The 24004-nt window shown below is 63.7% G+C and carries 30 protein-coding genes; 13 read left to right on the top strand and 17 right to left on the bottom strand.

All coding sequences use genetic code 11. From position 1 onward, the window contains the following. Window positions 1-202 precede the first annotated feature (202 nt). The gene (locus AC5STI_RS15440; protein WP_495447293.1) at window positions 203-1585 is read left to right on the top strand and encodes a multicopper oxidase family protein; all 1383 of its coding nucleotides are present in this window, start codon (window positions 203-205) and stop codon (window positions 1583-1585) included. A gap of 4 nt (window positions 1586-1589) precedes the next feature. On the opposite strand, the gene rnc is transcribed toward AC5STI_RS15440, so the two are convergent. The 9 genes from rnc to folK all read right to left on the bottom strand — a co-directional run bounded on the left by rnc (window position 1590) and on the right by folK (window position 8738). Continuing rightward, window positions 1590-2267 carry a ribonuclease III gene (gene rnc, locus AC5STI_RS15435; protein ID WP_495447292.1) on the bottom strand — a complete coding sequence of 226 codons (678 nt, stop codon included), beginning with the start codon at window positions 2265-2267 and terminating at the stop codon, window positions 1590-1592. Next, the gene (gene lepB, locus AC5STI_RS15430; protein WP_495447291.1) at window positions 2264-3100 is read right to left on the bottom strand and encodes a signal peptidase I; all 837 of its coding nucleotides are present in this window, start codon (window positions 3098-3100) and stop codon (window positions 2264-2266) included. The genes rnc and lepB overlap by 4 nt, the downstream gene beginning before the upstream one ends. 58 nt (window positions 3101-3158) lie before the next feature. After that, window positions 3159-3590 carry a holo-ACP synthase gene (gene acpS, locus AC5STI_RS15425; RefSeq protein ID WP_495447290.1) on the bottom strand — a complete coding sequence of 144 codons (432 nt, stop codon included), beginning with the start codon at window positions 3588-3590 and terminating at the stop codon, window positions 3159-3161. Next, entirely contained in the window at window positions 3587-4006 is a 420-nt protein-coding gene (locus tag AC5STI_RS15420; RefSeq protein WP_495447289.1) for an ABZJ_00895 family protein, read from the bottom strand. The genes acpS and AC5STI_RS15420 overlap by 4 nt, the downstream gene beginning before the upstream one ends. A gap of 7 nt (window positions 4007-4013) precedes the next feature. Beyond that, entirely contained in the window at window positions 4014-4760 is a 747-nt protein-coding gene (locus AC5STI_RS15415; protein ID WP_495447288.1) for a pyridoxine 5'-phosphate synthase, read from the bottom strand. 106 nt (window positions 4761-4866) lie between these two features. Continuing rightward, complete coding sequence (locus AC5STI_RS15410) at window positions 4867-5508, bottom strand: DUF2062 domain-containing protein (RefSeq protein ID WP_495447287.1); 642 nt, start codon at window positions 5506-5508, stop codon at window positions 4867-4869. 42 nt (window positions 5509-5550) lie between these two features. After that, the gene (locus tag AC5STI_RS15405; protein ID WP_495447286.1) at window positions 5551-7686 is read right to left on the bottom strand and encodes a RelA/SpoT family protein; all 2136 of its coding nucleotides are present in this window, start codon (window positions 7684-7686) and stop codon (window positions 5551-5553) included. Between the two features lie 35 nt (window positions 7687-7721). Then, window positions 7722-8075, bottom strand: coding sequence for a DNA-directed RNA polymerase subunit omega (rpoZ, locus tag AC5STI_RS15400; RefSeq protein ID WP_475049209.1), 354 nt, complete (start codon window positions 8073-8075; stop codon window positions 7722-7724). Window positions 8076-8168: 93 nt separating this feature from the next. Further along, window positions 8169-8738: a 2-amino-4-hydroxy-6-hydroxymethyldihydropteridine diphosphokinase gene (gene folK / locus AC5STI_RS15395; protein WP_495447285.1), complete on the bottom strand. Its 570-nt coding sequence runs from the start codon at window positions 8736-8738 to the stop codon at window positions 8169-8171. Between the two features lie 136 nt (window positions 8739-8874). Here folK and AC5STI_RS15390 point away from each other — a divergent pair, with 136 nt between their 5' ends. Continuing rightward, window positions 8875-9444, top strand: coding sequence for a LabA-like NYN domain-containing protein (locus AC5STI_RS15390; protein WP_008555764.1), 570 nt, complete (start codon window positions 8875-8877; stop codon window positions 9442-9444). Window positions 9445-9509: 65 nt separating this feature from the next. Here the strand turns inward: AC5STI_RS15390 and AC5STI_RS15385 are convergent, their stop codons facing one another. Then, entirely contained in the window at window positions 9510-9971 is a 462-nt protein-coding gene (locus AC5STI_RS15385; RefSeq protein WP_495447284.1) for a c-type cytochrome, read from the bottom strand. Between the two features lie 154 nt (window positions 9972-10125). On the opposite strand from AC5STI_RS15385, the gene ispH reads away from it, so the two are divergent. The 5 genes from ispH (at window position 10126) to AC5STI_RS15360 (ending at window position 13510) form a co-directional block, all read left to right on the top strand. Continuing rightward, window positions 10126-11076: a 4-hydroxy-3-methylbut-2-enyl diphosphate reductase gene (gene ispH / locus AC5STI_RS15380; RefSeq protein WP_495447283.1), complete on the top strand. Its 951-nt coding sequence runs from the start codon at window positions 10126-10128 to the stop codon at window positions 11074-11076. Between the two features lie 99 nt (window positions 11077-11175). Further along, the gene (locus AC5STI_RS15375; protein WP_495447282.1) at window positions 11176-11790 is read left to right on the top strand and encodes a LysE family translocator; all 615 of its coding nucleotides are present in this window, start codon (window positions 11176-11178) and stop codon (window positions 11788-11790) included. A 23-nt stretch (window positions 11791-11813) separates the two neighbouring features. Beyond that, a complete protein-coding gene (locus AC5STI_RS15370; RefSeq protein WP_495447281.1) occupies window positions 11814-12413 on the top strand; it encodes a class I SAM-dependent DNA methyltransferase in 600 nt (199 codons plus the stop codon). Beyond that, window positions 12406-12870: a ribonuclease HI gene (gene rnhA / locus AC5STI_RS15365; protein ID WP_475049199.1), complete on the top strand. Its 465-nt coding sequence runs from the start codon at window positions 12406-12408 to the stop codon at window positions 12868-12870. The genes AC5STI_RS15370 and rnhA overlap by 8 nt, the downstream gene beginning before the upstream one ends. 16 nt (window positions 12871-12886) lie before the next feature. Then, window positions 12887-13510: a trimeric intracellular cation channel family protein gene (locus tag AC5STI_RS15360; RefSeq protein WP_495447280.1), complete on the top strand. Its 624-nt coding sequence runs from the start codon at window positions 12887-12889 to the stop codon at window positions 13508-13510. A 6-nt stretch (window positions 13511-13516) separates the two neighbouring features. Here AC5STI_RS15360 and AC5STI_RS15355 read toward each other — a convergent pair whose 3' ends face one another. The 5 genes from AC5STI_RS15355 to def (AC5STI_RS15335) all read right to left on the bottom strand — a co-directional run bounded on the left by AC5STI_RS15355 (window position 13517) and on the right by def (AC5STI_RS15335) (window position 16994). Then, window positions 13517-14509 carry a glycosyltransferase family 2 protein gene (locus tag AC5STI_RS15355; RefSeq protein WP_495447279.1) on the bottom strand — a complete coding sequence of 331 codons (993 nt, stop codon included), beginning with the start codon at window positions 14507-14509 and terminating at the stop codon, window positions 13517-13519. Between the two features lie 132 nt (window positions 14510-14641). Then, window positions 14642-14878: a GlsB/YeaQ/YmgE family stress response membrane protein gene (locus AC5STI_RS15350; protein ID WP_475049191.1), complete on the bottom strand. Its 237-nt coding sequence runs from the start codon at window positions 14876-14878 to the stop codon at window positions 14642-14644. Window positions 14879-14891: 13 nt separating this feature from the next. Then, window positions 14892-15797: a methionyl-tRNA formyltransferase gene (gene fmt, locus AC5STI_RS15345; protein WP_495447278.1), complete on the bottom strand. Its 906-nt coding sequence runs from the start codon at window positions 15795-15797 to the stop codon at window positions 14892-14894. A gap of 167 nt (window positions 15798-15964) precedes the next feature. Then, complete coding sequence (gene def, locus AC5STI_RS15340) at window positions 15965-16462, bottom strand: peptide deformylase (protein ID WP_495447277.1); 498 nt, start codon at window positions 16460-16462, stop codon at window positions 15965-15967. Between the two features lie 13 nt (window positions 16463-16475). Beyond that, window positions 16476-16994: a peptide deformylase gene (gene def / locus AC5STI_RS15335; RefSeq protein ID WP_495447276.1), complete on the bottom strand. Its 519-nt coding sequence runs from the start codon at window positions 16992-16994 to the stop codon at window positions 16476-16478. Between the two features lie 98 nt (window positions 16995-17092). Between def (AC5STI_RS15335) and AC5STI_RS15330 the strand changes: the two genes are divergently transcribed. Then, the gene (locus AC5STI_RS15330) at window positions 17093-18265 is read left to right on the top strand and encodes a MalY/PatB family protein (RefSeq protein ID WP_495447275.1); all 1173 of its coding nucleotides are present in this window, start codon (window positions 17093-17095) and stop codon (window positions 18263-18265) included. Window positions 18266-18267: 2 nt separating this feature from the next. Next, window positions 18268-18795, top strand: a complete 528-nt coding sequence (locus AC5STI_RS15325) for a L,D-transpeptidase family protein (protein WP_495447274.1) — start codon at window positions 18268-18270, stop codon at window positions 18793-18795. A 9-nt stretch (window positions 18796-18804) separates the two neighbouring features. Here AC5STI_RS15325 and AC5STI_RS15320 read toward each other — a convergent pair whose 3' ends face one another. Beyond that, window positions 18805-19173, bottom strand: coding sequence for a hypothetical protein (locus AC5STI_RS15320; protein ID WP_490399854.1), 369 nt, complete (start codon window positions 19171-19173; stop codon window positions 18805-18807). A 215-nt stretch (window positions 19174-19388) separates the two neighbouring features. Between AC5STI_RS15320 and AC5STI_RS15315 the strand changes: the two genes are divergently transcribed. From AC5STI_RS15315 to AC5STI_RS15300, 4 genes are all read left to right on the top strand, one after another. Further along, the gene (locus tag AC5STI_RS15315; protein WP_495447273.1) at window positions 19389-20363 is read left to right on the top strand and encodes a glutathione S-transferase family protein; all 975 of its coding nucleotides are present in this window, start codon (window positions 19389-19391) and stop codon (window positions 20361-20363) included. 149 nt (window positions 20364-20512) lie between these two features. After that, on the top strand, window positions 20513-21475 hold the full coding sequence (locus AC5STI_RS15310; protein WP_495447272.1) for a threonine-phosphate decarboxylase: 963 nt from the start codon (window positions 20513-20515) through the stop codon (window positions 21473-21475). Further along, the gene (cbiB, locus tag AC5STI_RS15305) at window positions 21472-22383 is read left to right on the top strand and encodes an adenosylcobinamide-phosphate synthase CbiB (RefSeq protein WP_495447271.1); all 912 of its coding nucleotides are present in this window, start codon (window positions 21472-21474) and stop codon (window positions 22381-22383) included. Before AC5STI_RS15310 ends, cbiB begins: the two co-directional genes overlap by 4 nt. Before the next feature lie 45 nt (window positions 22384-22428). After that, a complete protein-coding gene (locus AC5STI_RS15300; RefSeq protein ID WP_495447270.1) occupies window positions 22429-23598 on the top strand; it encodes a lytic murein transglycosylase in 1170 nt (389 codons plus the stop codon). Here the strand turns inward: AC5STI_RS15300 and AC5STI_RS15295 are convergent. Continuing rightward, window positions 23595-23939, bottom strand: coding sequence for a hypothetical protein (locus AC5STI_RS15295; protein ID WP_490399859.1), 345 nt, complete (start codon window positions 23937-23939; stop codon window positions 23595-23597). The genes AC5STI_RS15300 and AC5STI_RS15295 overlap by 4 nt on opposite strands. Window positions 23940-24004: the final 65 nt, after the last annotated feature.

Here is a 24004-nt window from a genome sequence, read left to right as displayed (position 1 = left end):
TGTACTGGTCCTGTTTGCAGATCAGTGCCTCTACAGGATTTTACCCACAGGGGCCAGAGGCGTTTTAAAACGGGGTCTCAGCCACGGTCGCACAAGCTTGCCCTATGTCAAAGACCTGTGGCAGAGGGCATGGGAGAACCGCAGCGCCAAGCCGATCCGCCAGCCAGGCCTTTCTTTGATTGCATGACAGGAGGCCTGCCTGATGAACCGCCGTGATTTTCTGCTTGGGACTGCCGCATCTGCCGGAGCGCTTGGCGCGGGGGGATGGAGCCTCGCGAGTGCCCCAGCCGCGCAACAGCTGACCATCCAGCCTGCCAGCTTTGCTTTCCGTGAGACGCCGACCCAGGGGCTGGTGAGCCTGTCACCAGATGCGCCGCCGCCGGTTTTGTATGGCACCCAGGGCAAGCCGATGCGGCTGCGGGTGGTCAATGGCACCGAGGATTACACAGCAATGCACTGGCACGGGCTGCGGATTGCCAATGCGATGGACGGGGTGCCCTATCTGACCCAGATGCCAATCGCGGGCGGTGAGGCGTTCGAGTATGAATTCACCCCGCCGGATGCAGGCACCTATTGGTATCACCCGCATTGCATGACCATGGCGCAGATGGCGCATGGATTGACCGGGGTGATGGTGATTAAAGAGGCGGAGGATCCCGGCTTTGACAGCGATCAGGTTATCAATCTGCGGGATTTCCGGTTGGATGAGGACGGCGCCTTCCTGCCCTACTACACCGCGCGCGGGGCGGCACGGGGCGGAACGCATGGCAATGTACTGACCGCGAACTGGCTGCAGGCGCCGGTCTATGACCATCCGGCGGGCGGGCTGGTACGGCTGCGGGTCGTCAACACGGACACCACGCGGATTTACAAGCTGCATCTCAGCACGGATCAGGCCCGGATCATAGCCTGGGACGGGCACCCGGTGGAGATGGAGCTGCCCCTGCCCTCCGCGAAGGACCCGTTGCTGGCCGGCCCCGGCCAGCGGGTGGATTTCGCTGTGCGGATGCCCGCAGGAGAGGGGCAGACAGCAGACTTGCTGGCAGAGCTGCCAGGCCAGCCCGCCCGCGTCATGGCGCAGCTGCGCTCAGTTGGCGCAAACCTGTCGCGTGACCTGCGGGAACTGAAGCCACTGCCCGTTAATCCAGTTTCCCGGCCGGATCTGGCAGAGGCAGAAGTGCATGATTTCGTCTTTGGCTGGACGCCGGAAGGCGGTCCGCCAAATGACGGCTTTTGCGGCTCAATGGGTTACAGCTTCTGGTCGGTCAACCGCACGCCCTGGGCCGGGGATGCCGCCAAGGGAACCGGGCCGCTGGCCGTGCTAGAGAGGGACAAGAGCTACGTGCTGCGGCTGAGAAACGAATCTCCGAACCTACACCCGATTCACCTGCACGGGCTGGCGTTCATTCCGATCAGTTCCGACCTGCGCCAGCTGCCGCCGCTGGTGACGGACACCTTGCTGCTGCTGAAAGACGAGGTGGCAGAGATCGCCCTGGTCGCCGACAATCCGGGCGACTGGGCCTTTCACTGCCATGTGATCGAACACCAGAAGACCGGCCTCGCAGGTTATATCCGCGTGATCTGAACGCCTAACCGAGCTGTTCCAGCAGCGCCTTGGCGGCGGCCTGCTCCGCCTGCCGTTTGGACCCGGCGGTGGCCTGTGCCTCGGTGCCATCCTGCAAGCGCGCGGCGATGGTGAAGACCGGCGCGTGGTCCGGGCCGCTGCGGGAAACCTCCACGTAAATGGGCACCTTCTGCCCGCGCGCCTGGGCCCATTCCTGCAGCGAAGTCTTGGCGTCCCGCGCGTCGGTTTCCACCTGATGGATGCGGCTGCCCCACAGGCGCAAGATCATCTTGGCCGCGGCGTCAAAGCCCGCATCCTTGTAAACCGCGGCAATCACCGCCTCCATTGCGTCGCCCAGCAAAGCCTGCTTGCGCCGCCCGCCCGACATCATCTCGGAACGGCCCAGCTTCAGCACTGCGCCAAGGTCAATCTCCTTGGCGACATCGGCGCAGGCTTCCTTGCGCACCAGCGCATTGAAGCGCGGCGCCAGCTGGCCCTCAGTCGCGGTCTTGTCGTGCTCCAGCAGCGCGGTCGCCATCACCAGCCCCAGCACCCGGTCGCCCAGGAACTCAAGCCGCTGGTTGTCCTTGCGGTTGGGCGAGGACACGGACGCGTGGGTTACGGCGCGCTGCAACAGGTCGGGGCGGGCAAACTTGTGCCCGATCCGCTCCTCGAACGCGCGCAATTCCTTGGACAGTTTCACTCGATCCCCTTGAAGAAACGGTCGCCGCGCCAGGTCCAGAAATAAAGCATGGACCGCCCGGCGGAGGAGAACATGATCCGGTCGGCGCGGCCGATCAGGTTTTCATAGGGCACAAAGCCAACCCCGCCGGCGGATTGCGGCAGGCGGCTGTCCGAGGAATTGTCCCGGTTGTCGCCCATGAAGAAATAGTGGCCTTCCGGCACCTGGTAGACGCCGGTGTGATCCATGCCCTGATTGGTGATGTTGAGCACGATATGTTCATTGCCGCCCGGCAGGGTCTCCAGCTTGCGCGATTTTTTGCAGATCGCGCCCTGGCCCACCGGCGCGTTTTCACAGCGCGGGAACGAGCCCTGCGGCCCCTGGCGTTCCATCACTTCTTCGAACTGGCCTGCATCCTCCAGCTTGACCGGCTCGCCATTGATGAACAGCACGCCGTTTTTCATCTGGATCTTGTCGCCCGGCAGGCCGACCAGCCGCTTGATGAAGTCGTTGCCGTTGACCGGATGGCGGAACACTACCACATCACCGCGTTCCGGCTGTCCGCCCATCAGGCGCGTATTGTCGCCGTCCAGAAAGCCGCAGATGTCCTTGGCGTCGATGTTCAGCCCGACCGCCCCAATACGCACGCTGGGGCAAGAGGCATAGGAATAGCCATAGGCCATCTTGTTCACGAAAAGGAAATCCCCGATCAGCAGGGTTTCCTTCATTGATCCGGACGGAATCCAGAAGGGCTGGAAAAACAGGGTGCGGAAGACACCGGCGATCAGCAGCGCGTAGACGATGGTCTTGATCGTCTCAAGAATCGAACTGCCGGTCTTTGCTTTGGCCGTCATCAGGCTCTCCGGTTTGGAAACAGGGTCCGGGGCTACATGCGGGCCTGAGGGGGGCAAGTCAAGTTCCCGAAGCTGATTCCGCCGGGTCGCTGGCGGCCGGGCGCGCCTCGATCACCACAAAGGCCTGCGCCCAGGGGTGGTCGTCAGTCAGTGTCACGTGAATAACCGCCTCATGGCCGGGCGGTGTCATCTCGCGCAGCCGGTCGGCGGCCCAGCCGGTCACATGCATCACCGGCTGGCCGGTGCGCAGGTTGGACACTGCCATGTCCTTCCAAGCAATTCCCATGCGCAGGCCGGTGCCCAGCGCCTTGGAGCAGGCCTCTTTTGCGGCCCAGCGCTTGGCATAGGTGCCCGCCACATCGCGGCGGCGCTCGGCCTTGCGCTGTTCCACTTCCGTGAACACCCGGTTGCGGAACCGGTCGCCGAACCGGTCCAGCGTGCGCTGGATGCGTTCGATATTGGCAAGATCGGTTCCGACGCCCAGGATCATTCTTCCAGCCGCTTCAAACCCAGCTTGATGCCATGGCCCAGGAACAGGCGGTTGACCATCAGGATGACCGTCAGAAGCAGTACCCCTACGCCTGCCAAGTACAAGGCCGGAATTGTTTGCCGTGCTTCGGTCATCAGCGGATTGTTCCAGTAAAGCGGCAGCTGAACCAACGTCAGCACCGCCACCACTCCGGTCATTGCCGCCGCGTTGACCCAGGCCGTCTTGGCCGCCAGCGGCGCCCGGGTTGCCTGCGCAATGCGCATCCCCTCCAGCACCGAGGCAAACATCGGGGGCAGCACGGTCGCGAGACCGGCTGGCATCCCGACCCCGAACTGCGCCAGCAGCAGCCCCAGCAGCAGCATCCCGACGGAGGCCGCCATCCACAGAAGCCCATAACGGATCAGATTGACTTGCATGCCCCCATCACCCCCGCGCTACATCCATCAGGCGGCGCATCTCCTGCACAGCCGGGGTCAGCCCGCGAAAGATGGCTTCGCCGATCAGGAAATGGCCGATGTTGAGTTCCTTCACCTCCGGAAACGCCGCGACCGGCTGCACGGTCTCGTAGGTGAGGCCATGGCCCGCATGCACTTCCAGCCCCAGAGAATGGGCATAGACCGACATCTCCCGCAGCGCCTCCAGCTCGCGGTCGCGCTCAGCAAACTTGCCGTCGGCGTGGAAATCGCAATAGGCGCCGGTGTGCAGCTCGATCACCTCGGCACCGATCCGGTGCGCCGCCTCGATCTGTTTCTTGTCGGCAGCGATGAAGATCGACACCCGGCAGCCCGCATCGCGCAGCGGCGCAATGAAATGGGCCAGGCGGTTTTCCTCGCGGGCCACTTCCAGCCCGCCCTCAGTGGTCCGCTCCTCGCGCTTTTCCGGCACGATGCAGACCGCGTGCGGCTTGTGGCGCAGGGCGATCTTCTGCATTTCCTCCGTCGCCGCCATCTCGAAATTCAGCGGCACGGTAAGCGCCTCCATCAGCGCGTCGATATCGGCGTCGGTGATATGGCGGCGGTCTTCGCGCAGGTGGGCAGTGATGCCGTCGGCACCCGCCTCCTCCGCCAGCTTTGCAGCGCGGACCGGGTCCGGATAGGCCCCGCCGCGGGCGTTGCGCACCGTTGCCACATGGTCGATGTTCACGCCCAGGCGCAGTTGGTTCTGTATCATGAGAGCTGTCTCATCCGTCTGAAGTCAAAGCGTTAACCCAAAGACTAGACAGACGGCGGGCAAGAGCAAGCCTGCAGGCAATAATGGTACAATCCGGCAGCCTGCCTCAGGAGCCGGTGCTGACCTCGGCGCGCTGCTTGATGGCCTCGAACTTGGCTTTGATCTTGGCCCGGCGGCGCTGCTGGTAGACCCGGATCACCGGCAGGCTGAGCATATAACAGACCGTGGCGCAGATTATGCCCGGGATGATGCCGCCGATCATATAGGGATAAAACACTTCGTTAAAGAACAGGTGAAGCCCCTGCCAGTCGGCAGGCTTGTCCATGAACAATGCAAACAGGTTGTCCTTGAGGTCGCCGCCAGCGGCGAGGAACTTGCCCACCAGGGACTTGTCGACTTCCTCGTCGAATTCGGTACCGAGAAGCCAATGGCCCGTCTGCAGGCTGGCCACCCCGATCGGCACATAAGTCAGAGGATTGCCAAAGAAGGTTGCGCTGAGCGACGCAAGAATGTTGCCATTCATCACCCGGGCGATGATCGCCGCCACCAGGAAATGCAGGCCATAAAATGGCGTGAAGGTGGTGAACACCCCGGCCCAGATGCCGCGGGCAATGCGTTCCGGCGAATCGGGCAGCCGCCGCACCCGGTGTTTCACGTACAGGAAGGCCCGGCCCCAGCCGCCGCGCGGCCAGACAAAATCCGCCAGCGCCCGGATGGGCGAACGTCTGTCCCGGCGCCTGAATACCAAAGCTGTCCGTCCTTCCCAGTTCCGGCTCAGAGTTTCAGCGGCTTACCCCGGAAAATGGCGCTCTTCCGGCTTGTTCCGGAACCGCGCCACCGCGGCAACATCGCTTTCTGCTTCAAGCGTCAGCATCAGCGAGTGCAGCTGCTCCACATCCCGCAGCTCCACATTGATCATAAGCCGGTAAAAGTCTGGTTTCCTGTCAACAAATTCAAGGTCCGAAATATTGGCCTTTTTCTCGCCGATCAATGTGCAAATGCGTCCCAGCACCCCGGCATCATTGCCGATTGTCAGCTCCAGCGTGGTGCCATAGGCGGCCGGGTGGGTGCCGCTGTGCCACTGCACGTCCATCCAGCGTTCCGGCTGGTCCTCGAACTCGCCCAGCTTGTCGCAATCGGCGGCATGCACCACCACGCCGCGGCCGCGGTAGGTGATACCGATGATGCGCTCACCCGGCAGCGGCTGGCAGCAGGGCGCGCGCTCAAAGCTTTGACCCGGCTCCAGACCGATCACTGCCCGGCGCGGGGAAATCTCATCGCCATCGCCGGAGGTGGTGAGTTCCGGATAGACCGACTGCACCACGTCGTGGGCAGTAATCTCCGCCGCACCTAGCCGGGCCAGCAACTCATCCACCCCGCTGGCGCGCAGCGCCCGGGCGGCAGTTTCCAGCGCCTTGTCTGTCGCCTTCTTGCCGACATGCTCAAACGCAGAACGGGCCAGTTCATGGCCCAGCTTCACGAACCGCGCGCGGTCCGCCTCGCGCAGGGCGCGGCGGATGGCGGTGCGGGCCTTGCCGGTGGTGGCGATCTCCAGCCAGCTCACCTGCGGAGTCTGGCCCTCGGCGGTGATCACGTCCACCGACTGGCCATTGCGCAGCCGGGTCCACAGCGGCACCCGGATGCCGTCCACCTTTGCCCCGACACAGGCATGGCCAATCCGGGTGTGGATGGCATAGGCGAAGTCGATCGGCGTCGCGCCCTTGGGCAGCTTGATCACGTCGCCTTTGGGGGTGAAACAGAACACCTGATCCGAGTACATCTCGAGCTTCACGGCTTCGAGGAACTCATCGTGATCGTCCTCGGCGTCAAACTGTTCGGTCAGCGAGGCAATCCACTTGGCGGGATCGACGGCAAAGGGGTTCTCCGAGCGCACGCCATCACGGTAGGACCAATGCGCCGCCACCCCGGTTTCGGCCACGTCATGCATCTGGCGAGTGCGGATCTGCACCTCCACCCGCTTCCCGTCGCGGCCCGACACAGTGGTGTGGATCGAGCGGTAGCCGTTCGACTTCGGCTGGCTGATGTAATCCTTGAACCGGCCCGGCACCGCCCGCCAGCGCTGGTGAATGGCGCCGAGCGCGCGGTAGGCGTCCTCTTCGGACCCGGTGATCACCCGGAAACCGTAGATATCCGACAGCCGCGAGAAGCCCTGGTCCTTTGCCTGCATCTTGCGCCAGATCGAATAAGGCTTCTTGGCGCGGCCAAATACCTCGGCCTCGATCCCGGCCTTTTCCAGCTCCAGCCGCATGTCGCCCGTGATCCGGTGGATCACGTCGCCTGTTTCTCGCTGCAAGGTCACAAAGCGGCGGATGATCGACTGGCGCCCCTCGGCATTCAGCACCCGGAACGCCAGATCCTCCAGCTCCTCGCGCATCCACTGCATACCCATACGGCCAGCCAGCGGCGCATAGATATCCATGGTCTCGCGCGCCTTCTGGGCCTGCTTTTCCGGGCGCATCGCCTTGATCGTGCGCATGTTATGCAGACGGTCGGCGAGTTTCACTAGGATCACCCGCAGGTCCTTGGACATCGCCATGAACAGCTTGCGGAAGTTCTCCGCCTGCTTGGTCTCGCGGCTGGACAGCTGCAGGTTGGTCAGCTTGGTAACGCCATCGACCAGCATCGCCACCTCGCCGCCAAAGCGGCGGGCGACTTCCTCGTATGAGGCCTTGGTGTCTTCGATGGTGTCATGCAGCAGCGCGGTGATGATGGTGGCATCATCCAGGCGCTGTTCAGTCAGGATCGCGGCAACGGCCACCGGATGCGTGAAGTAGGGCTCGCCCGAGTGGCGGTACTGCCCCTCATGCATCTGTTCGCCAAAGGCATAGGCCTCAGCAATCCGTTCCGCATTGGTCTTGGGATTGTAGTTGCGGACCAGAGCGATCAGGTCGTCAGGGGAAATCATGTCCGGTCCGCAGCCTCAAATTCCAGACGCGCGCCTCAGCCTTGGCCTTGGGCCTCCATCAGTGCGCGCAGCAGTTTCTCTTCCGACATGTCGTCTTCGGCGGGCTTGTCGCCATCGGCACCCATCAGCAGAGCCATGGAATCTTCTTCCGGCTCGTCAACCTCGATCTGGGTCTGGTTGCTCTCGATCAGACGCTCGCGCAGCTCGTCAGCGCTCTGGGTCTCTTCGGCAATCTCGCGCAGGGACACGACCGGGTTCTTGTCGTTGTCGCGCTCAACGGTGAGCGGGGCACCAGCCGAGATCTCGCGGGCACGATGCGCTGCAAGCATTACCAGCTCAAAGCGGTTGGGCACCTTGTCTACGCAATCTTCAACCGTCACGCGGGCCATCAGCGACTCTCCAATTCATTCCTGGTCCAGAAGGCAGACACTTACGCCCAAATCTTTCTCTTGACAAGGGCGGAAAACGCCGCATCGCACGGGTTACAGAGGGACAACCTCCGCCGCCTCTTCCGGCGGCAGTTCCGCCAGCATCTCAGCCACTGTTTTCTGCAGCACCGGATGCCGCCAGCGCGGCGCGATATCCATAAGCGGCACCAGCACAAAGGCCCGGTCCTGTATGCGCGGATGCGGCAGGATCAGCTGCCCCGGCGCCTCTTGCATCTGCCGCTCCAGCGGCAGCCCGTGCCAGCGGGCGTACCCCGCGGCGTCCGGCAGAACTGCGCCGCCGTGATCCAGCAGATCCAAATCCAGCGTGCGCATTCCCCAGCGCTGCTCCCGCACCCGGGCAAACCGCGCCTCAACCTCATGAAGCCTCGCCAGCAGAGCGTCCGCGGTCAGGGCGGTTTCCACCGCAACCGCGGCGTTCACATAATCCGGGCCGGCTCCGGCCGGAAAACAGGGCGTGCGAAAGAAGCGGGAGATGCTGCGCAGCCTCAAATCCTCCGCCTGCAGGGCGGCAATGGCCTTTGACAACGTGACTTGCGGCGCATTAGCGTCAACTGGCAGGTTTCCGCCAAGCGCGATCAGCGACAGGTTCCGGTTTGCGGCCATTTTTGACCCTATTTCAGAATGGCAGTATACTTGCGGCAGATGACAAATAACTTACATTAAGTCCACCCGTTTCGCCGATTTCAAGCACTCACTCACGGACACCCGGCCGAGGCGGATATACCGGAAGGAACAATTAATGTTTTACAAAGACGAACGGCTCGCGCTGTTCATAGACGGGTCTAACCTGTACGCCGCGGCCAAGGCGCTCGGGTTCGACATCGACTACAAGCTTCTGCGGCAGGAATTCATGCGCCGCGGCAAGCTGCTGCGCGCCTTTTATTACACCGCCCTGCTGGAGAATGACGAATATTCTCCGATCCGGCCGCTGGTTGACTGGCTGCATTACAACGGCTTCACCATGGTCACCAAACCGGCCAAGGAATACACGGACAGCCTGGGCCGCCGCAAAGTTAAAGGCAACATGGACATTGAGCTTACCGTTGATGCCATGGAGCTGGCACCGCGGGTGGACCATATCGTGCTGTTCTCGGGTGATGGGGATTTCCGCCCGCTGATTGCCAGCCTGCAGCGCCAGGGCGTGCGTGTTTCGGTGGTCTCGACCATCCGCAGCCAGCCGCCGATGATCTCTGACGATCTGCGCCGCCAGGCCGACAACTTCATCGAACTGGAAGAGCTGCGCGACGTGATCGGCCGCCCGCCGCGCGAGCAGAGCGACCAGCGCTCGGCAACCGTCGCGCACGGCTAAGCAGAAGCAACCGCTTCATATCCGGAGCAAGGCGTCAGATGGGGCGGCGCCTGCTCCGGACCAAATCAATCGACCGCCTGGCTGTTTATCTGGTTGTGACGGGCGATTATCTCTTCGGGCCAGCGGCTTTTGATATAGGCCAGCACCGCCAGCATCTCCTCCTCAGTCAGCACACCGGCGTAGCCGCCCATGCGGCTGCGATAGCCCTTGCCGACCAGCTGGGCGACGCCGTGCCTGGTGATCTCCAGCAGTTGCGCGTCCGGGTGATGCCAAGTGTGGCCGCTTTCATCCTGCGGCGGTGCAGGCAGATAGCCTTCGCTGTCCCGCTGCTGCCAATTGGGCTCACCCTGCAAGTCCTCTCCGTGGCAGCTGGCACAGTGGTCCAGATAAATCACCTGCCCAGCAGCCACCGCTTCCGGATCCTGATAGGGCAAGATCACGCCTGCCCGCGGATCGGCCTCCGCCAGCCAGTAATACGCAGCCGCTGCCACCCCGGCCGCAGCGGTAAAGGCAATCACCTGCTTCATGCTGCCCTCATGCCTGTTGCTATGCCTTTTGCTGTCCAAGGCGGGCTTTTGCCGCCTTCCCCCGCAGGAACCTCCAATCACAAACCTGTGATGCCGCCCGGGCACTGGACCTTGCCGCCTGAACCGCTTACCTCTGGCCCGCAAGGAGACGCCCATGACCAAGCCAGCCCTGACCCTTTACCTCGCCGCGCCGCGCGGCTTCTGCGCCGGAGTGGACCGCGCCATCAAGATTGTCGAAATGGCAATCGGCAAATGGGGTGCGCCGGTTTATGTCCGCCACGAGATCGTGCACAACAAGTTCGTGGTCGACAGCCTGCGCGAAAAGGGCGCGGTGTTTGTCGAGGAACTGGACGAATGCCCCGATGACCGGCCGGTGATCTTCTCCGCCCACGGCGTGCCCAAATCGGTGCCCGCCGCGGCCGAAGCGCGTGAAATGATCTACGTCGATGCCACCTGCCCGCTGGTCTCCAAGGTGCACATCGAGGCGCAGCGCCACGCGGAAAACGGCCTGCAGATGATCATGATCGGTCACAAGGGCCACCCGGAAACCATCGGCACCATGGGCCAACTGCCCGAAGGCGAAGTGCTGCTGGTGGAAACCGCAGCGGACGTGGCCACGGTGGAGGTCCGCGATCCGGACCGCCTCGCCTATGTCACCCAGACCACCCTGTCTGTCGATGACACCAAGGGAATCGTAGCGGCGCTGGAGCAACGTTTTCCCAACATCATCGGCCCGCACAAGGAAGACATCTGTTACGCCACCACCAACCGCCAGGAGGCGGTGAAATCGGTGGCCCCCAAGGCCGACGCTCTCCTGGTGGTCGGTGCGCCCAACTCCTCCAACTCCCGCCGCCTGGTCGAGGTCGGCGCCAAGAACGGCTGCGATTACGCCCAGCTTGTGCAGCGCGCCGATAACATCGACTGGCGCGCGCTGGAGGGCATCCGCTCCGTCGCCATCACCGCCGGCGCCTCCGCTCCGGAACTGCTGGTCAACGAGGTGATCGACGCCTTCCGCGCCCGCTATGACGTGACCGTCGAGGTCGTGGAAACCGCTGTCGAAACCGTGGAGTTCAAGGTGCCACGCGTTTTGCGGCAGTCCGCATAATCTCCCCGCCGGGTGCAATCCAGATTACAGAAAATACACCCGCCGCGGGCTAATCATGTTACGCATTAATCCCCGGGTATTTCTTCTGGAGCTGCATTCGTGATTACGCTGCACTTTCTGATCACTGCATTTGTTGTCGTCCTCGCCCCCGGCACAGGGGTCATCTACACGCTGGCCCTTGGCCTCGGCCAAGGCTGGCGCGCGTCCATTTGGGCGGCGGTCGGCTGCACCTTGGGCATCGTTCCCCACCTCGCCGCCGCCACCTTGGGGCTGGCCGCCGTCCTGCACAGCTCCGCCGTGCTGTTTCAGATCGTCAAGGCGGCGGGCGTCGCCTATCTGCTGTATCTCGCCTGGCAGGCGCTGCGCAGCGGCGGTGTTTTGGCCGTGGATTCCAAACGCACCACCCAGCCCGGCTGGAAAATCGCCTGGCGCGGGGCGCTGATCAACATCTTGAACCCCAAGCTGTCGGTGTTCTTTCTGGCTCTGCTGCCGCCCTTCCTCAGCGGAAATCCCGCCAGCGCCACTTTGGAGATGTCGGTTCTGGGCCTGGTTTTCATGGCAATGACCTTTGCCATCTTTATGCTCTACGGGTTGTTCGCCGCCCAAGCCCGCGCCTATCTTCTGAACAGCGAACGGGTGCTGAAGTGGATGAGCCGCGGCTTTGCCGCCGTCTTTGCAGGCCTTGCCGCCCGGCTGGCCGTGGAGCGCGCCTGACTACGCGGCCTGGAGATGACCAGATGAGCGATGACAGAACCATCAGCGTCTATGACGAGCACGCCGCGGAATACGCGGAACGCTTTGCCGGCAGCCCGGACACAGGGGAGGAGGCCGACTTCCAGGCCTTCACCACCCGGCTTCCGGAAGGCGGCACAGTTCTGGACCTCGGCTGCGGCCCCGGCCATTGGGCGGCGCGCTTCAGGGACGCGGGCTACCGCGTGGCTGCTCTGGATGCTTCGCAGGAAATGGCGGAAGCTGCCCGCAGCGCCTATGGGATCGAGGTTACCGTCGCAGGATTTCACGCCCTGGATGCCGAAGCGGTGTTTGACGGCGTCTGGGCCTATTTCAGCCTGCTGCATGTGCCGCGCGCCGAGATTGCGATTCATCTGTCCGCCATCCATCGGGCGCTGACCCCAGGCGGCACGTTGTGCCTGGCGATGAAACTAGGCGAGAGTGAAGGCCGCGATGAGCTGGGCAGGTTCTATGCCTACTACAGCAAGGATGAACTGCGCGAAAAACTTGAAGCGGCCGGCTTCACCGTGCTCGGCAGCCGCCGCGGCACAGGCAAAGGACTGGCTGGCACCGACGCGGACTTCGTAGTACTGACCGCGCATGCCTGAATTATTTGCTTATACCGACGGCGCCTGCTCTGGAAATCCCGGCCCCGGCGGCTGGGGTGTCCTGCTGCGCGCCATGGACGGTGACACCATCGTCAAAGAAAAAGAACTCAGCGGCGGAGAGGCCGAGACCACCAACAACCGGATGGAGCTGCTGGCCGCGATCAATGCACTGGAGAGCCTGGCGCGGCCGTCCACCATCACCGTCGTCACCGACTCGGCCTATGTGAAGAACGGCGTCACCGGCTGGATCTTCGGCTGGAAGAAGAACGGCTGGAAGACCTCCAGCAAGAAGCCGGTCAAGAATGTCGAGCTGTGGCAGCGGCTGGACGAAGCGCAGCGCCGCCACAAGGTGACCTGGGAATGGGTCAAGGGCCACGCAGGCCACCCGGAGAACGAACGCGCGGATGAGCTGGCCCGCGCCGGCATGGCCCCCTTCAAGAAGAAGAAAAGCGCCTGATGCGCAGGGCTGGCGTATGAGCTTTCTGACCCTGCTCGACTACGCCTCGGTGCTGGTCTTTGCCCTGACAGGGGCGCTGGTTGCCAGCCGGGCGCAGCTCGACATTGTCGGCTTTGCCTTCGTCGCCTGCCTGACCGCGGTCGGCGGCGGCACGGTCCGGGATCTGCTGCTGAACCGGGACCCGGTGTTCTGGGTCGGTGACCCCAACTACATCCTGCTGGCAGCCACCGCTGCGGTGGCGGTGTTCTTTACCGCGCATCTGGTGGAAAGCCGGATGCGCTGGGTGATCTGGCTGGACAGCTTTGCCTTGGCGGTTGCCGTGCCCGCAGGCACCGGCGCGGCGATTGCACTGGGTAAGGGGCCGGTGATCGTGGTGCTGATGGGCATGGCCACCGGTTCGCTGGGCGGGCTGATGCGCGACGTGGTCTGTAACGAGGTGCCGCTGGTCCTGAAACAGGGCGAACTGTACATCACTTGCGCCATGGCTGGCGCAATCACCGCCGTGCTGGCAATCTCCGCGGGGCTGGAGCTGCGGTTTGCCCTGCTCGCCTGTGCCGGCGTCTGCTGGACCTTGCGCGCAGGCTCCATCCTGTTCGGCTGGCACCTGCCCGTCTACAAGAGCCGCCCGCCCCGCAGTTGAACCGGATCAGGTGTTTCTGCGGCTGCCCTCCACAGCTTTCAGAAACGCCTGTCCTTCTTCGCTGATCCGGGCCTTGCGGCCGCGGCGGCGGTGCCATACCTGCGCCATCTCGTGGTATTCCCGCAGACTGGCGTCCCGCAGCAGATCTTCCTTGATCTCCAGCGCGGCAGCGAAATTGTCAGCCAGCCGCCGGTCCTCCGCCTCGTTCCTGTCGAACTTGTGCCAGTAGCCCGGCTCAATGGCCGACGTGAAGTGATTAGCCCGGCCGCGGGCTTTCTTGTTCAGGAACCCGTCGCGGGAGCGCAGTGCGTAATGGTTGAGCTGCGCGGCTGAATATCCGTAACTGCCACGCACATACAGGGCGCCATCCAGCTCATTCTCGGGCAGGCGGGTGCCATCGGCCAGCTGCCAGTTCACCTCCTCCGGCGCAACTGCCAGGAAGGGGCGGTGGACGCCCATCCGGTCGAATTTCCCATTGTTGCGGAAGGCCGTCTTGAAGAACCGGTGCTCATCCGCACGCCCTTCCTCTGGCTCGGCCCGGACAAAAGCCTGCGGCACAGCGGGATGGTCCGCAGTCCCTATGCCCGCATTTCCGAAGATCCGCCAGACAAACGAGACCGCGTCCGCGTCCGGGCGCTCTGCCAGAAGCCCCGGCAGCGTGCCGTCGGCGGTATTGATCTGCAAATACTCGTCGACATCCACCACCAGCACCCAGTCGGCCTGGGCCACCTTGGGCTCATACTCCGCCCACATCAGCGCGCTTTTGTGCGGCCCCCGCCGCATCACGCGGCTAAAGCGATGCTCCACCACTCCCATCCGGTGCAGGCAGCGCAGAATATGGTCGGTGGGATCCGAGCAGTCGTTGGTGAAAATAACGAAATCGCTGACACCGATGGACTTGTAGTGGCTGATCCAGTCCAGGATATACGCGCCTTCATCCTTCATGGTGGTCACAACCACCACATTCGGCGCACCGGGCCGGCCGCTGTCCTGTGTCATCTTCAATTGCTCTCCGCCTCTGTTTCCACCGCTTTTCTTGCGGCGGTTAGGGCACCTTACCCATCGGACAGTTATCTGCAGCAGGAATTGTGCATTCTCCCTCCGGCTGTGTCCCGCGGGCCTCAGCTTGGGTTATCTGCCAAAGTAGCGCTGCCAGAGCCAAATCAGCACCAGGGCGCCCAGAACCGCGCCAACGAACCCGGCCATGAACCCCATCACGGCAAGCAATCCCCGCAGCACCAGCCCGCCCACCAGCGCGCCGGCCATACCGATGCAGACCGTTGTAATGATATCGGTTTCCAACCGCATCAGCCGGGTCGCCAGAAAGCCCGCCGCAGCGCCGATGATGATCAGGGCAATTATGGGCATGCCGCGCCTCCGGTTACAGGCGGCTGCCCCTTTGAACCGGGAAGCCGCGCAGGAATACATCCGGATCCTGCGCGCTTTTGCCTGCCCGTTGCAAGCGCAACAGCTGTACAGCCCCTGCGCCGCAGGCTACCGTCAGGGCGTCATCCAGCACCTCGCCCGGCGCGCCCTGCCCCTCTGCCAGGCGGGAGGCCAAGAGCTTGACGCGCTGGCCTTCGATCTCGCACCAGGCGCCGGGGAAAGGCGATAAGCCGCGGACCTTGCGGTCGACCTCTGCCGCCGGACGGGACCAGTCGATCTGCGCCTCGCCCTTGTCGATTTTCTCAGCATAGGTGACGCCCTCCTCCGGCTGCGCTACCGGCGTCAGCTCCGGCAGGCGGTTCAAGGCCTCAACGATCAGCCCGGAGCCCATTTTCGCCAGCCGGTCATGCAGCTGGGCGGTGGTTTCCTCTGCACCGATCGCAGTGGCCTCGCGCAGCAGCACCGGGCCGGTATCGAGCCCCGCCTCCATCTGCATGATGCAGATGCCGGTTTCCGCGTCGCCTGCCATAATCGCCCGGTGAATGGGCGCCGCCCCGCGCCAGCGCGGCAACAGGCTCGCGTGGATGTTCAGGCAGCCATGTTCCGGCGCATCCAGAATGGCCTGTGGCAGGATCAGCCCATAGGCCACGACCACCGCAATATCAGCGTTCAGCGCTGCAAATTCCGCCTGCTCTTTCGCGCCTTTCAGTGAGACTGGGTGGCGCACCTCAAGCCCCAAGGCCGAGGCGCGGGCGTGGACCGGGGTTGGACGGTCCTTCTTGCCGCGGCCCGCAGGCCGGGGCGGCTGGCAGTAAACAGCAGCAATTTCGTGCCCTGCCTCGACCAGCGCGTCCAGCACCGGCACCGAGAAGTCAGGCGTTCCCATGAAGATGATGCGCATCGGCGTCCCCCGTCTGCACCCCGGTTGCCTTGCCGCACTCGCAGACGGGCTTGCCTGAAACAACGCAGGTTCGCGCCCGGTCCCGGGGTGGGCGTTTCGCGTCCGCCCTGGGGGCGGGGCCGGGCGCGAACCGGGCCGCAGGCGGCCCGGGAGTTCAGTGTTCAGCCTCAGCCGGTCAGCTTCTTCGCCTTGCGGATAAGCATGTCGCGCTTCACCTTGCTCAGCCGGTCAAAGTACATTTTACCGTTCAGATGGTCGATCTGATGCTGGACCGAGGTTGCCTCAATTCCCACAAAATCCTTGCGGTCCACCATCCCTTGCTCGTTGAGGAACCGGACCGTCACGGCCCTCGGGCGTTTGATCTTGGCCGAAACTCCGGGCAGATTGGGGCTGGCCTCGTCATGCTCGCGCAGCTCGACCGAGGCATGCAGGATTTCCGGGTTCGCCAGCTTCACGGCCCGGCCGCGCTCGGTGGAGCCATCCACCACCGCCAGCCGCAGCATCACCCCGATCTGGTTGGCGGCCAGGCCCACGCCCGGCATCGCCTCCATGGTATCGACCATATCGTCCCAGATTTCGCGGATCTCGTCGGTGATTTCTGTCACCTCTTCAGCCTTGGTGCGCAGGCGCTTGTCAGGCCAGGGCAGGCAGGTGCGGACGGTCATGTCTGGAAATCCCTCAGGCGCGGGCGCGTTCGCGCTTCAGCTTCTGCATCTTGCGGGTGATCATCTGGCGCTTCAGCGGTTTCAGGTAATCAATGAACAGCTTGCCGTTCAGGTGGTCGATCTCATGCTGCACACAAGTCGCCCACAGCCCGTCAAAGGTTTCCCGCTGCGCATTGCCGTTGCGGTCCATCCACTCGACCTCTACCACCTTGGGGCGGGTCACCTCTGCATACTGGTCCGGGATCGACAGACAGCCTTCCTCATAGACGCTGGTTTCGTCCGAAGCGGAGATGATTTCCGGGTTGAACATCACCAGCGGGCGCGGGTCGCCATCCTCTTCCTTGACGCAATCCAGCACGATCAGCCGCTGCATAATGCCGATCTGCGGCGCCGCCAGGCCGATGCCGGGGGCTGCATACATGGTTTCCAGCATGTCATCCGCCAGCACGCGCAACTCGTCGCTGAGGTCCGGCACAGCCGCGCAGACCTTTTTCAGGCGGGGATCGGGATGGATCAGGATCTGTCGTTTCATGAAGTTCATGTATGCGATCAGCGGCCCCATCGCAACGCCCCCTTGCGCCCGCCGCCGCAGCGATTAGCTTCGCTTCCAAACACACGGGAGTTCACCACATGGATTTTGACACGATCATCGACCGCCGCGGCACCCACAGCTCGAAATGGGACAAGATGGAGACGCTGTTCGGCGTGTCCCCGCAGGACGGTCTGGCGATGTGGACGGCGGACTCCGATTACCAGACTGCGCCCTGTGTCATCGAAGCTGTCAAGAAGGCCGCAGAGCACGGCGTATTCGGCTATTCCTGGCAGCACCCGGAGTATCTGCAGGCGGTGCAATGGTGGATGAAAACCCGTCATAGCTGGGACATCGAAACCGATTGGGTGCTCACCACCCAAGGCCTCGGCAACGCCATCGCCCTGAGCCTCGATGTCTGGAGCCAGCCCGGCGACGGCGTGGTGATCTTTTCGCCCGTCTACCATGAGTTTGCCCACAAGGTGAACAAGGCCGGGCGCGAGGTCACCGAATGCCCGCTGGCGCGGGACGGCGATACCTACAATCTGGATCTGGACGATGCCCAGTCGCGCCTGAACGGGAGTGAAAAACTGCTGCTGTGGTGCTCGCCTCAGAACCCCTCGGGCCGGGTCTGGACGCCGGAGGAACTGCGCGCGGTGGCGGAATTTGCCAAGCGCAACGATCTGATCCTGGTCTCTGACGAAATCCACCACGATCTGGTCTATCCGGGCAGTACCTTCGTGCCGATGGATGTGGCAGCCCCTGAGGCGCGCGCCTGGACCGTTACCCTGACGGCGCCCTCCAAAACCTTCAACATTGCCGGCCAGCGCACCGGCAACATGATCATCCCGGACCCGGACTTGCGCGCCGCGATGCGCCAGCGGCTGAACACGCTGGATTATGACCCGAGCGCGCTTGGCGTGGCGATGATCACCGCCGCCTACTCGCCCGAAGGTGCCGAATGGGTTGATGCCCAGATCGCCCATCTGGAGGGCAACCGCAAACTGTTCGACGATGCGGTCAACGCGCTGCCGGGGCTGAAGTCGCTGCCGCTGCAGTCGACCTATCTGGCCTGGGTCGACTTCTCCGGAACGGGCATGAGCCGTGTGGAATTCATCAAGCGCCTGCGCGAAGACGCCAAAATCGCCACCTCGCCCGGTGACGGCTTCGGCACCGGCGGCGAGTTCATGGAACGCTTCAACCTGGCCACCCAGCGCGCCCGGGTCGAGGAAGCCTGCCGCCGCCTGACCAAGGCCTTCTCGGACCTGCAATAACCATGAAGCGCCTGCTGCGCCTCCTGGCGCTGGTTGTCCTGACCGGCGCCGCCTGGGCCGTCTGGCAGGCCTTCGCTCCACGCCCGGTGCCGCCGCAGGCCGCCGTCGTGGACCGGATCGACCGTATCCTGATCGAGAAATCCGCCCGCCGCCTGACAGCCAGCCGCGGCGGCGAGACGGTGCTGGAATTTCCCATCGCGCTGGGATTCGAACCGGCGGGCGACAAGTTTCAAGAAGGCGACGGCAAAACCCCTGAAGGCACATTCCTGATCGACCGGCGCAACCCAAACAGTGCCTATCACCTGTCGCTGGGGATCAACTACCCCCAGCCCGAGGACCGTGCCCGCGCGCAGGCCGCAGGGGTCAGCCCCGGCGGCGATATCTTTATTCACGGGCAGCCGAATTCGGTGGGCAGCCTGATCACCCTGCCCGGCGACTGGACCGCCGGCTGCATCGCCGTAAGCAATAATCAGATGGAAACGCTGTGGCGCCTGGCACAGATCGGAACCGAAGTGGAAATCCGGCCCTGATCTGCCGCCTTAGATCTTGCCCTGTGATTGGTCAAAGGGGATCAGCCCGGCGGGAGCGTCCGGCGACTTGTAGAAATCCAGCGGCGCCGTGTCGGAGGCAAGCGTCGAACGCTTGAACTCATACCGCATCTCGCCGCCCTCTTCCTCGCTGGCAACAATCAGGCATTGCGACAGGTGGCGGGCCCCTTCGTAAATGTCCACCAGCCCGCGCAGCATCGGCGCGGTATCCGCCTCAACCGAGAACCCCGTCTTCCAGATCCGCAGCACCGGATACAGCTCATTATCCGCCATCACCCGCAGCCGGCTCTTCTTCCGCATCCCCTGCAGGCGGGCGGTGTCCAGCGCTTCCTGCACAGCCTTGGGAACGTAGGTATTCATAGCAGCAGCCTTCCAATCGCTTGGTTTGTCACGGGTCCGTCCTATCAACGGTGCGTCACAAATAGATAAAATCAAGTGAACATTCTCGGAAATTTCACGGCGGCGCAACTTTGTTGCGCTTGTGCAGTGGCGCAGAGGCCTTGCGCGCTGCGCTGCATAGGCGCATGGCCCCGCCATGCCTATGTTTGAACCGCACAGCAGCAGGAGCAGACACGATGGGCCTTTTGATCGACGGGAAATGGCACGACCAATGGTATGACACCGATTCTACCGGCGGCGCCTTCAAACGCAGCGAATCGCAGTTCCGCAACTGGATCACCGCGGACGGCAGTGCAGGCCCCTCGGGCGAAGGCGGCTTTCCGGCGGAAAGCGGGCGCTATCACCTGTACGTGTCGCTAGCCTGCCCCTGGGCCCACCGCACCCTGATCTTCCGCAAGCTGAAAGGGCTGGAAGACCACATCTCCGTCTCTGTCGTGCATCCCGACATGCTGGGCGAAGGCTGGACCTTCGAGACAGATGAACACGGCGCCACCGGCGATACCCTGTTCGGCAGCTCTCATCTGCACCAAGTCTACACCCGCGCCGACTCCGGCTACACCGGCAGGGTGACGGTACCGGTTCTGTGGGACAAGACGCGAAATACCATCGTCTCCAACGAAAGCTCCGAGATCATCCGGATGTTCAATTCGGCCTTCGACGGGCTCACCGGTAACACCGATGACTATTGGCCGGAAGAGCTGCGCGAGCCGATTGAGGCGGTGAACGCCCGTGTCTACAGCACCGTCAACAACGGCGTCTACAAAAGCGGCTTTGCCACCTCGCAAGAGGCCTATGACGCCGCAGTGGAGCCGCTGTTCGAAAGCCTGGACTGGCTGGAGGACCTGCTGTCGCAGCACCGCTACCTGCTAGGCGACCGCATCACCGAGGCCGACTGGCGGCTGTTCACCACCCTGCTGCGCTTTGACCCGGTCTACCACGTGCATTTCAAGTGTAACCGCAAGCGGCTGGCGGACTACCCGAACCTCTGGGCCTATACCCGCGAGCTGTACCAATGGCCCGGCGTGGCAGAGACTGTCGAAATGCACCACATCGTGCGCCACTATTACTACAGCCACGACACCATCAACCCGCACCGGATCATCCCGGTCAACCCCAGGATCGACTGGATGGAACCGCACCGCCGCGGCTGACCCCTGCGACCTGACGCCACCTGGCGTCAGATCCGCCTTTCCTGCATCAAATAGGGAGTTCCCGCACTGAAATTGTTGCTTTAAGAAACGGGTAATCTCATATGGCAAACGATCAGCCTGGAGAGGAATATCCACCGGTGACGCCCGTGATGCCCGAACGCCTGCATGAAAACGCAACCCCGCCCCGGGACCACGGCGGCAACCTCAGCGCGGCGATGGCCGAATTCGGCGGGAGCCGCAACGGCTGGATGGACCTGTCCACGGGCATTAATCCGCACCCCTACCCGCTGCCGGAGTTCACCGCAGGCGACTGGGGGGCGCTGCCGGATGCCGATGCCCTGGCGGAGCTTGAGAACGCAGCGCGAGCTTTCTGGAACATTCCGGAGGAGGCCGCCGTTCTGGCCGCGCCGGGTGCTTCGGCGCTGATTGCCGCCCTGCCCGCCCTGGCCGCACCGCGCTGGGTGCAGATCTCCAAGCCCACCTACAACGAACACGCCGCCTCCTTTGAAGCCCGCGGCTGGAAGATCCGCGTTGACGGCCCCGCCGAGGCCCGGGTCGTGGTGCATCCGAACAATCCGGACGGCCGCCTGTGGAGCGAAGAGAATCTCACCTCGCCGCTCACCATCATCGACGAGAGCTTCTGCGACGTCTGCCCGGATCAGAGCCTGATCCGGATGGCTGCCCGTCCCGGCGTCATTGTTCTGAAAAGCTTCGGCAAATTCTGGGGCCTCGCGGGGATGCGGCTGGGCTTTGCCATCGGCGACCCTGAATTGATCGCCAAGCTTGCCACCTGGCAGGGCCCCTGGGCCGTCTCTGGTCCCGCGCTGCGCACCGGCGCGCTGGCCTTGCGGGACCGCCCATGGGCCGAGGCTACCCGCACCCGCCTCCGGCAGGATGCGGCCCGGCTGGATGAGCTGGTGCTGGCCAAGGGCGCCAGCCTGGCTGGCGGCACCGACCTGTTCCGGCTGTATAACGTGGAGGACGCAGCCGCCTGGCAGCGCCAGCTGGCCCGCGCCCATATCTGGAGCCGCATCTTCCCCTATTCCCAAACCTTTCTGCGCCTGGGCCTGCCGCCGTCGGACGGCTGGGCGCGGCTGGAGGCGGCGCTATGAGCACTGCTGCGATGCTGGTTGTTGCGCTGCTGCTGGATGCCGTCTTTGGCGAACCGAAATGGCTGTGGTCCCGTTTTACCCACCCCGCAGTTCTGATGGGCAAGGCAGTAGGCTTCCTGGACCGCAAGCTCAACACCGGCAGCAACCGCCGCGCTCAGGGCGTGCTGGCGGCTGTGGCGCTGGTCCTGGGCGGCTATTTCGCGGGCAAACTGCTGGCGCTGCCCGGGGCGCTGGTGGAAATTCTGGTTGCCGCCGTCCTGATCGCCCAGCGGTCCTTGACCGAACATGTCACTGCAGTCGCCAGGGGGCTGCGCAGCAGCCTGGCGGAAGGCCGCGAGGCGGTGGCAATGATCGTCAGCCGCGACACGGGCTCCATGTCCGCGCCGCAAGTTGCGCGCTCCGCCATCGAAAGCGGGTCGGAAAACCTGTCCGACGGTGTCATCGCGCCCACCTTCTGGTTCCTGATCGCTGGACTGCCGGGGTTGATCATCTACAAGATGATCAACACCGCCGACAGCATGATCGGCTACCGCAATGACCGGTACAAAGACTTTGGCTGGGCTTCCGCCCGGCTGGACGACCTGCTGAACCTGATCCCGGCGCGTCTGACCGGCCTGCTGATCGCCCTGGCCGGCGGCCAGTTGCGCCACTGGAGCGCCATCGCCGCCGACGCCCGCAAGCACCGTTCCCCCAACGCCGGCTGGCCTGAGGCTGCCATGGCGCGGTCGCTGGACGCTGCCCTGGCCGGCCCGCGCTCCTACGACGGCCAGATGCGCGACTTTCCCTGGGTCCACGCCGAAGGTGCCAAAAGCGCCAGCGCCGAAACCATCACCCGCTCCGTTACCCTTCTCTGGCAAACTTGGGCAATTGCCTTGGCTCTGACCATTGCCATTACCTTGATTCTCTAGCAAATAGGGTCACGTGGGAGCGGAAAGACAAGGAGCGCCGAAGCCATGCGCCTATTGCCCTTTGCCCTCGCGGTGGGCCTGCTGCCAGCGGCGGCCGCAGCCCAATGCGGCGGCGGCTTTCAGAATTTCGTCAATCTTTTGAAAGACGAGGCGGTCCAGGCCGGCTACGGCATGAGCACGGTTAACGCCTTCTTCGACGGCACCCGACAGGACCGCCGGGTGCTCGAGGCCGACCTGGCACAGGGGGTATTCCAGAAGCCCTTCACAGATTTTTCGCGCCGCCTGATCTCGCAAGACCGCCTGCGGCGCGGTCTGCAGATGTCGCAAAAGCACGACAGCACCTTCCAACGGATCGAAAGCACCTACGGCATCAGCCGCGGCGTACTGCTGGCCTTCTGGGCGTTCGAGACCGACTATGGCGGCTATCAGGGCGATTTCAACACGCGCGACGCGCTGGTGACGCTGGCCCATGACTGCCGCCGCCCGGAGCTGTTCCGGCCGCAGGTCTTTTCGGCGCTGGAGATGTACCGGCAAGGCAATTTCGACCCAAAGCGTACAACCGGTGCCTGGGCGGGTGAAATCGGCATGGTGCAGATGCTGCCCAGCGATATTCTGGAGCACGGCGTCGATGCTGATGGCGACGGCAAGGTCAGCCTGAAAACATCTGCCGCCGATGCGCTGATGTCCGGCGCCCGGATGCTGTCGCACCTGGGCTGGCAGCCGGGGCAGCCCTGGCTGCAGGAAGTCACCATCCCCGACGGGCTGGACCTGTCGCTGACCGGAACCGCCCGCAAGAAAACCGTGGCGCGATGGCGTGAACTGGGCGTTTCAGCCCGCGAAGGCAGCCTGCCCGATCCCTCCATGCGCGCCTCCCTTCTGCTACCGCAGGGCCACAAAGGGCCGGCTTTCCTCGCCTACCCCAACTTCGATGTCTACTTCGAGTGGAACCAGAGCTTCACCTACGTGCTGACCGCCGCCTATTTCGCCAACCGGCTGGAGGGCGCAGAGGTCTACCACGCCGGCAAGCCCGAAAGCGGCTTGACCGGCACTCAAATGAAGCAGCTGCAACAGAAACTGCAGGCACGCGGCCACAACGTCGGCGATATCGACGGCATCCTCGGCGCCCGCACCCGGCTTGCCGTTCAGAAAGAGCAGAAACGCCTCGGCCTCCCCGCCGACGCATGGCCCACCCCTGCGCTGCTGAAGGGACTTTAGCGCACCGGGAACCGCTCACCTTTCTCGGTGATCAGGATCACCCGGCTGCCGTTGCGGACGTACAGATCGCAGCGGGCGAACCCATTGGCGAAATCGACGCAAATGCTGCCATCCTCGGCAATCCGGTAGCTGCCCCAGGCAGTGCCGCCGCCGTTCTCCAGCGAATAGGTGTAGGAATAGGCGCCATCGCGGCCAAAAAGTGACTCGCCGCCGTCATAGAACCGGAAGGACTGCCCGGCCAGCGCCTCCAGTTCAGTGCGTGCGAACGGGGCATCGCCCGGGCGCAGTTCCCAGTCCGCGGCCTGAGCTGTGCCAGCCGCCAGGCAAACAATAAGGGGCATGATCCAATTCATGCCCCCACCCTAACGCTTGTATTTTCAACCGGCCGTCACGATGCGGTGACGGC

Source organism: Leisingera sp. CC-HEC096, from assembly GCF_059429235.1.
This window is presented reverse-complemented; position numbering and strand designations above follow the sequence as displayed.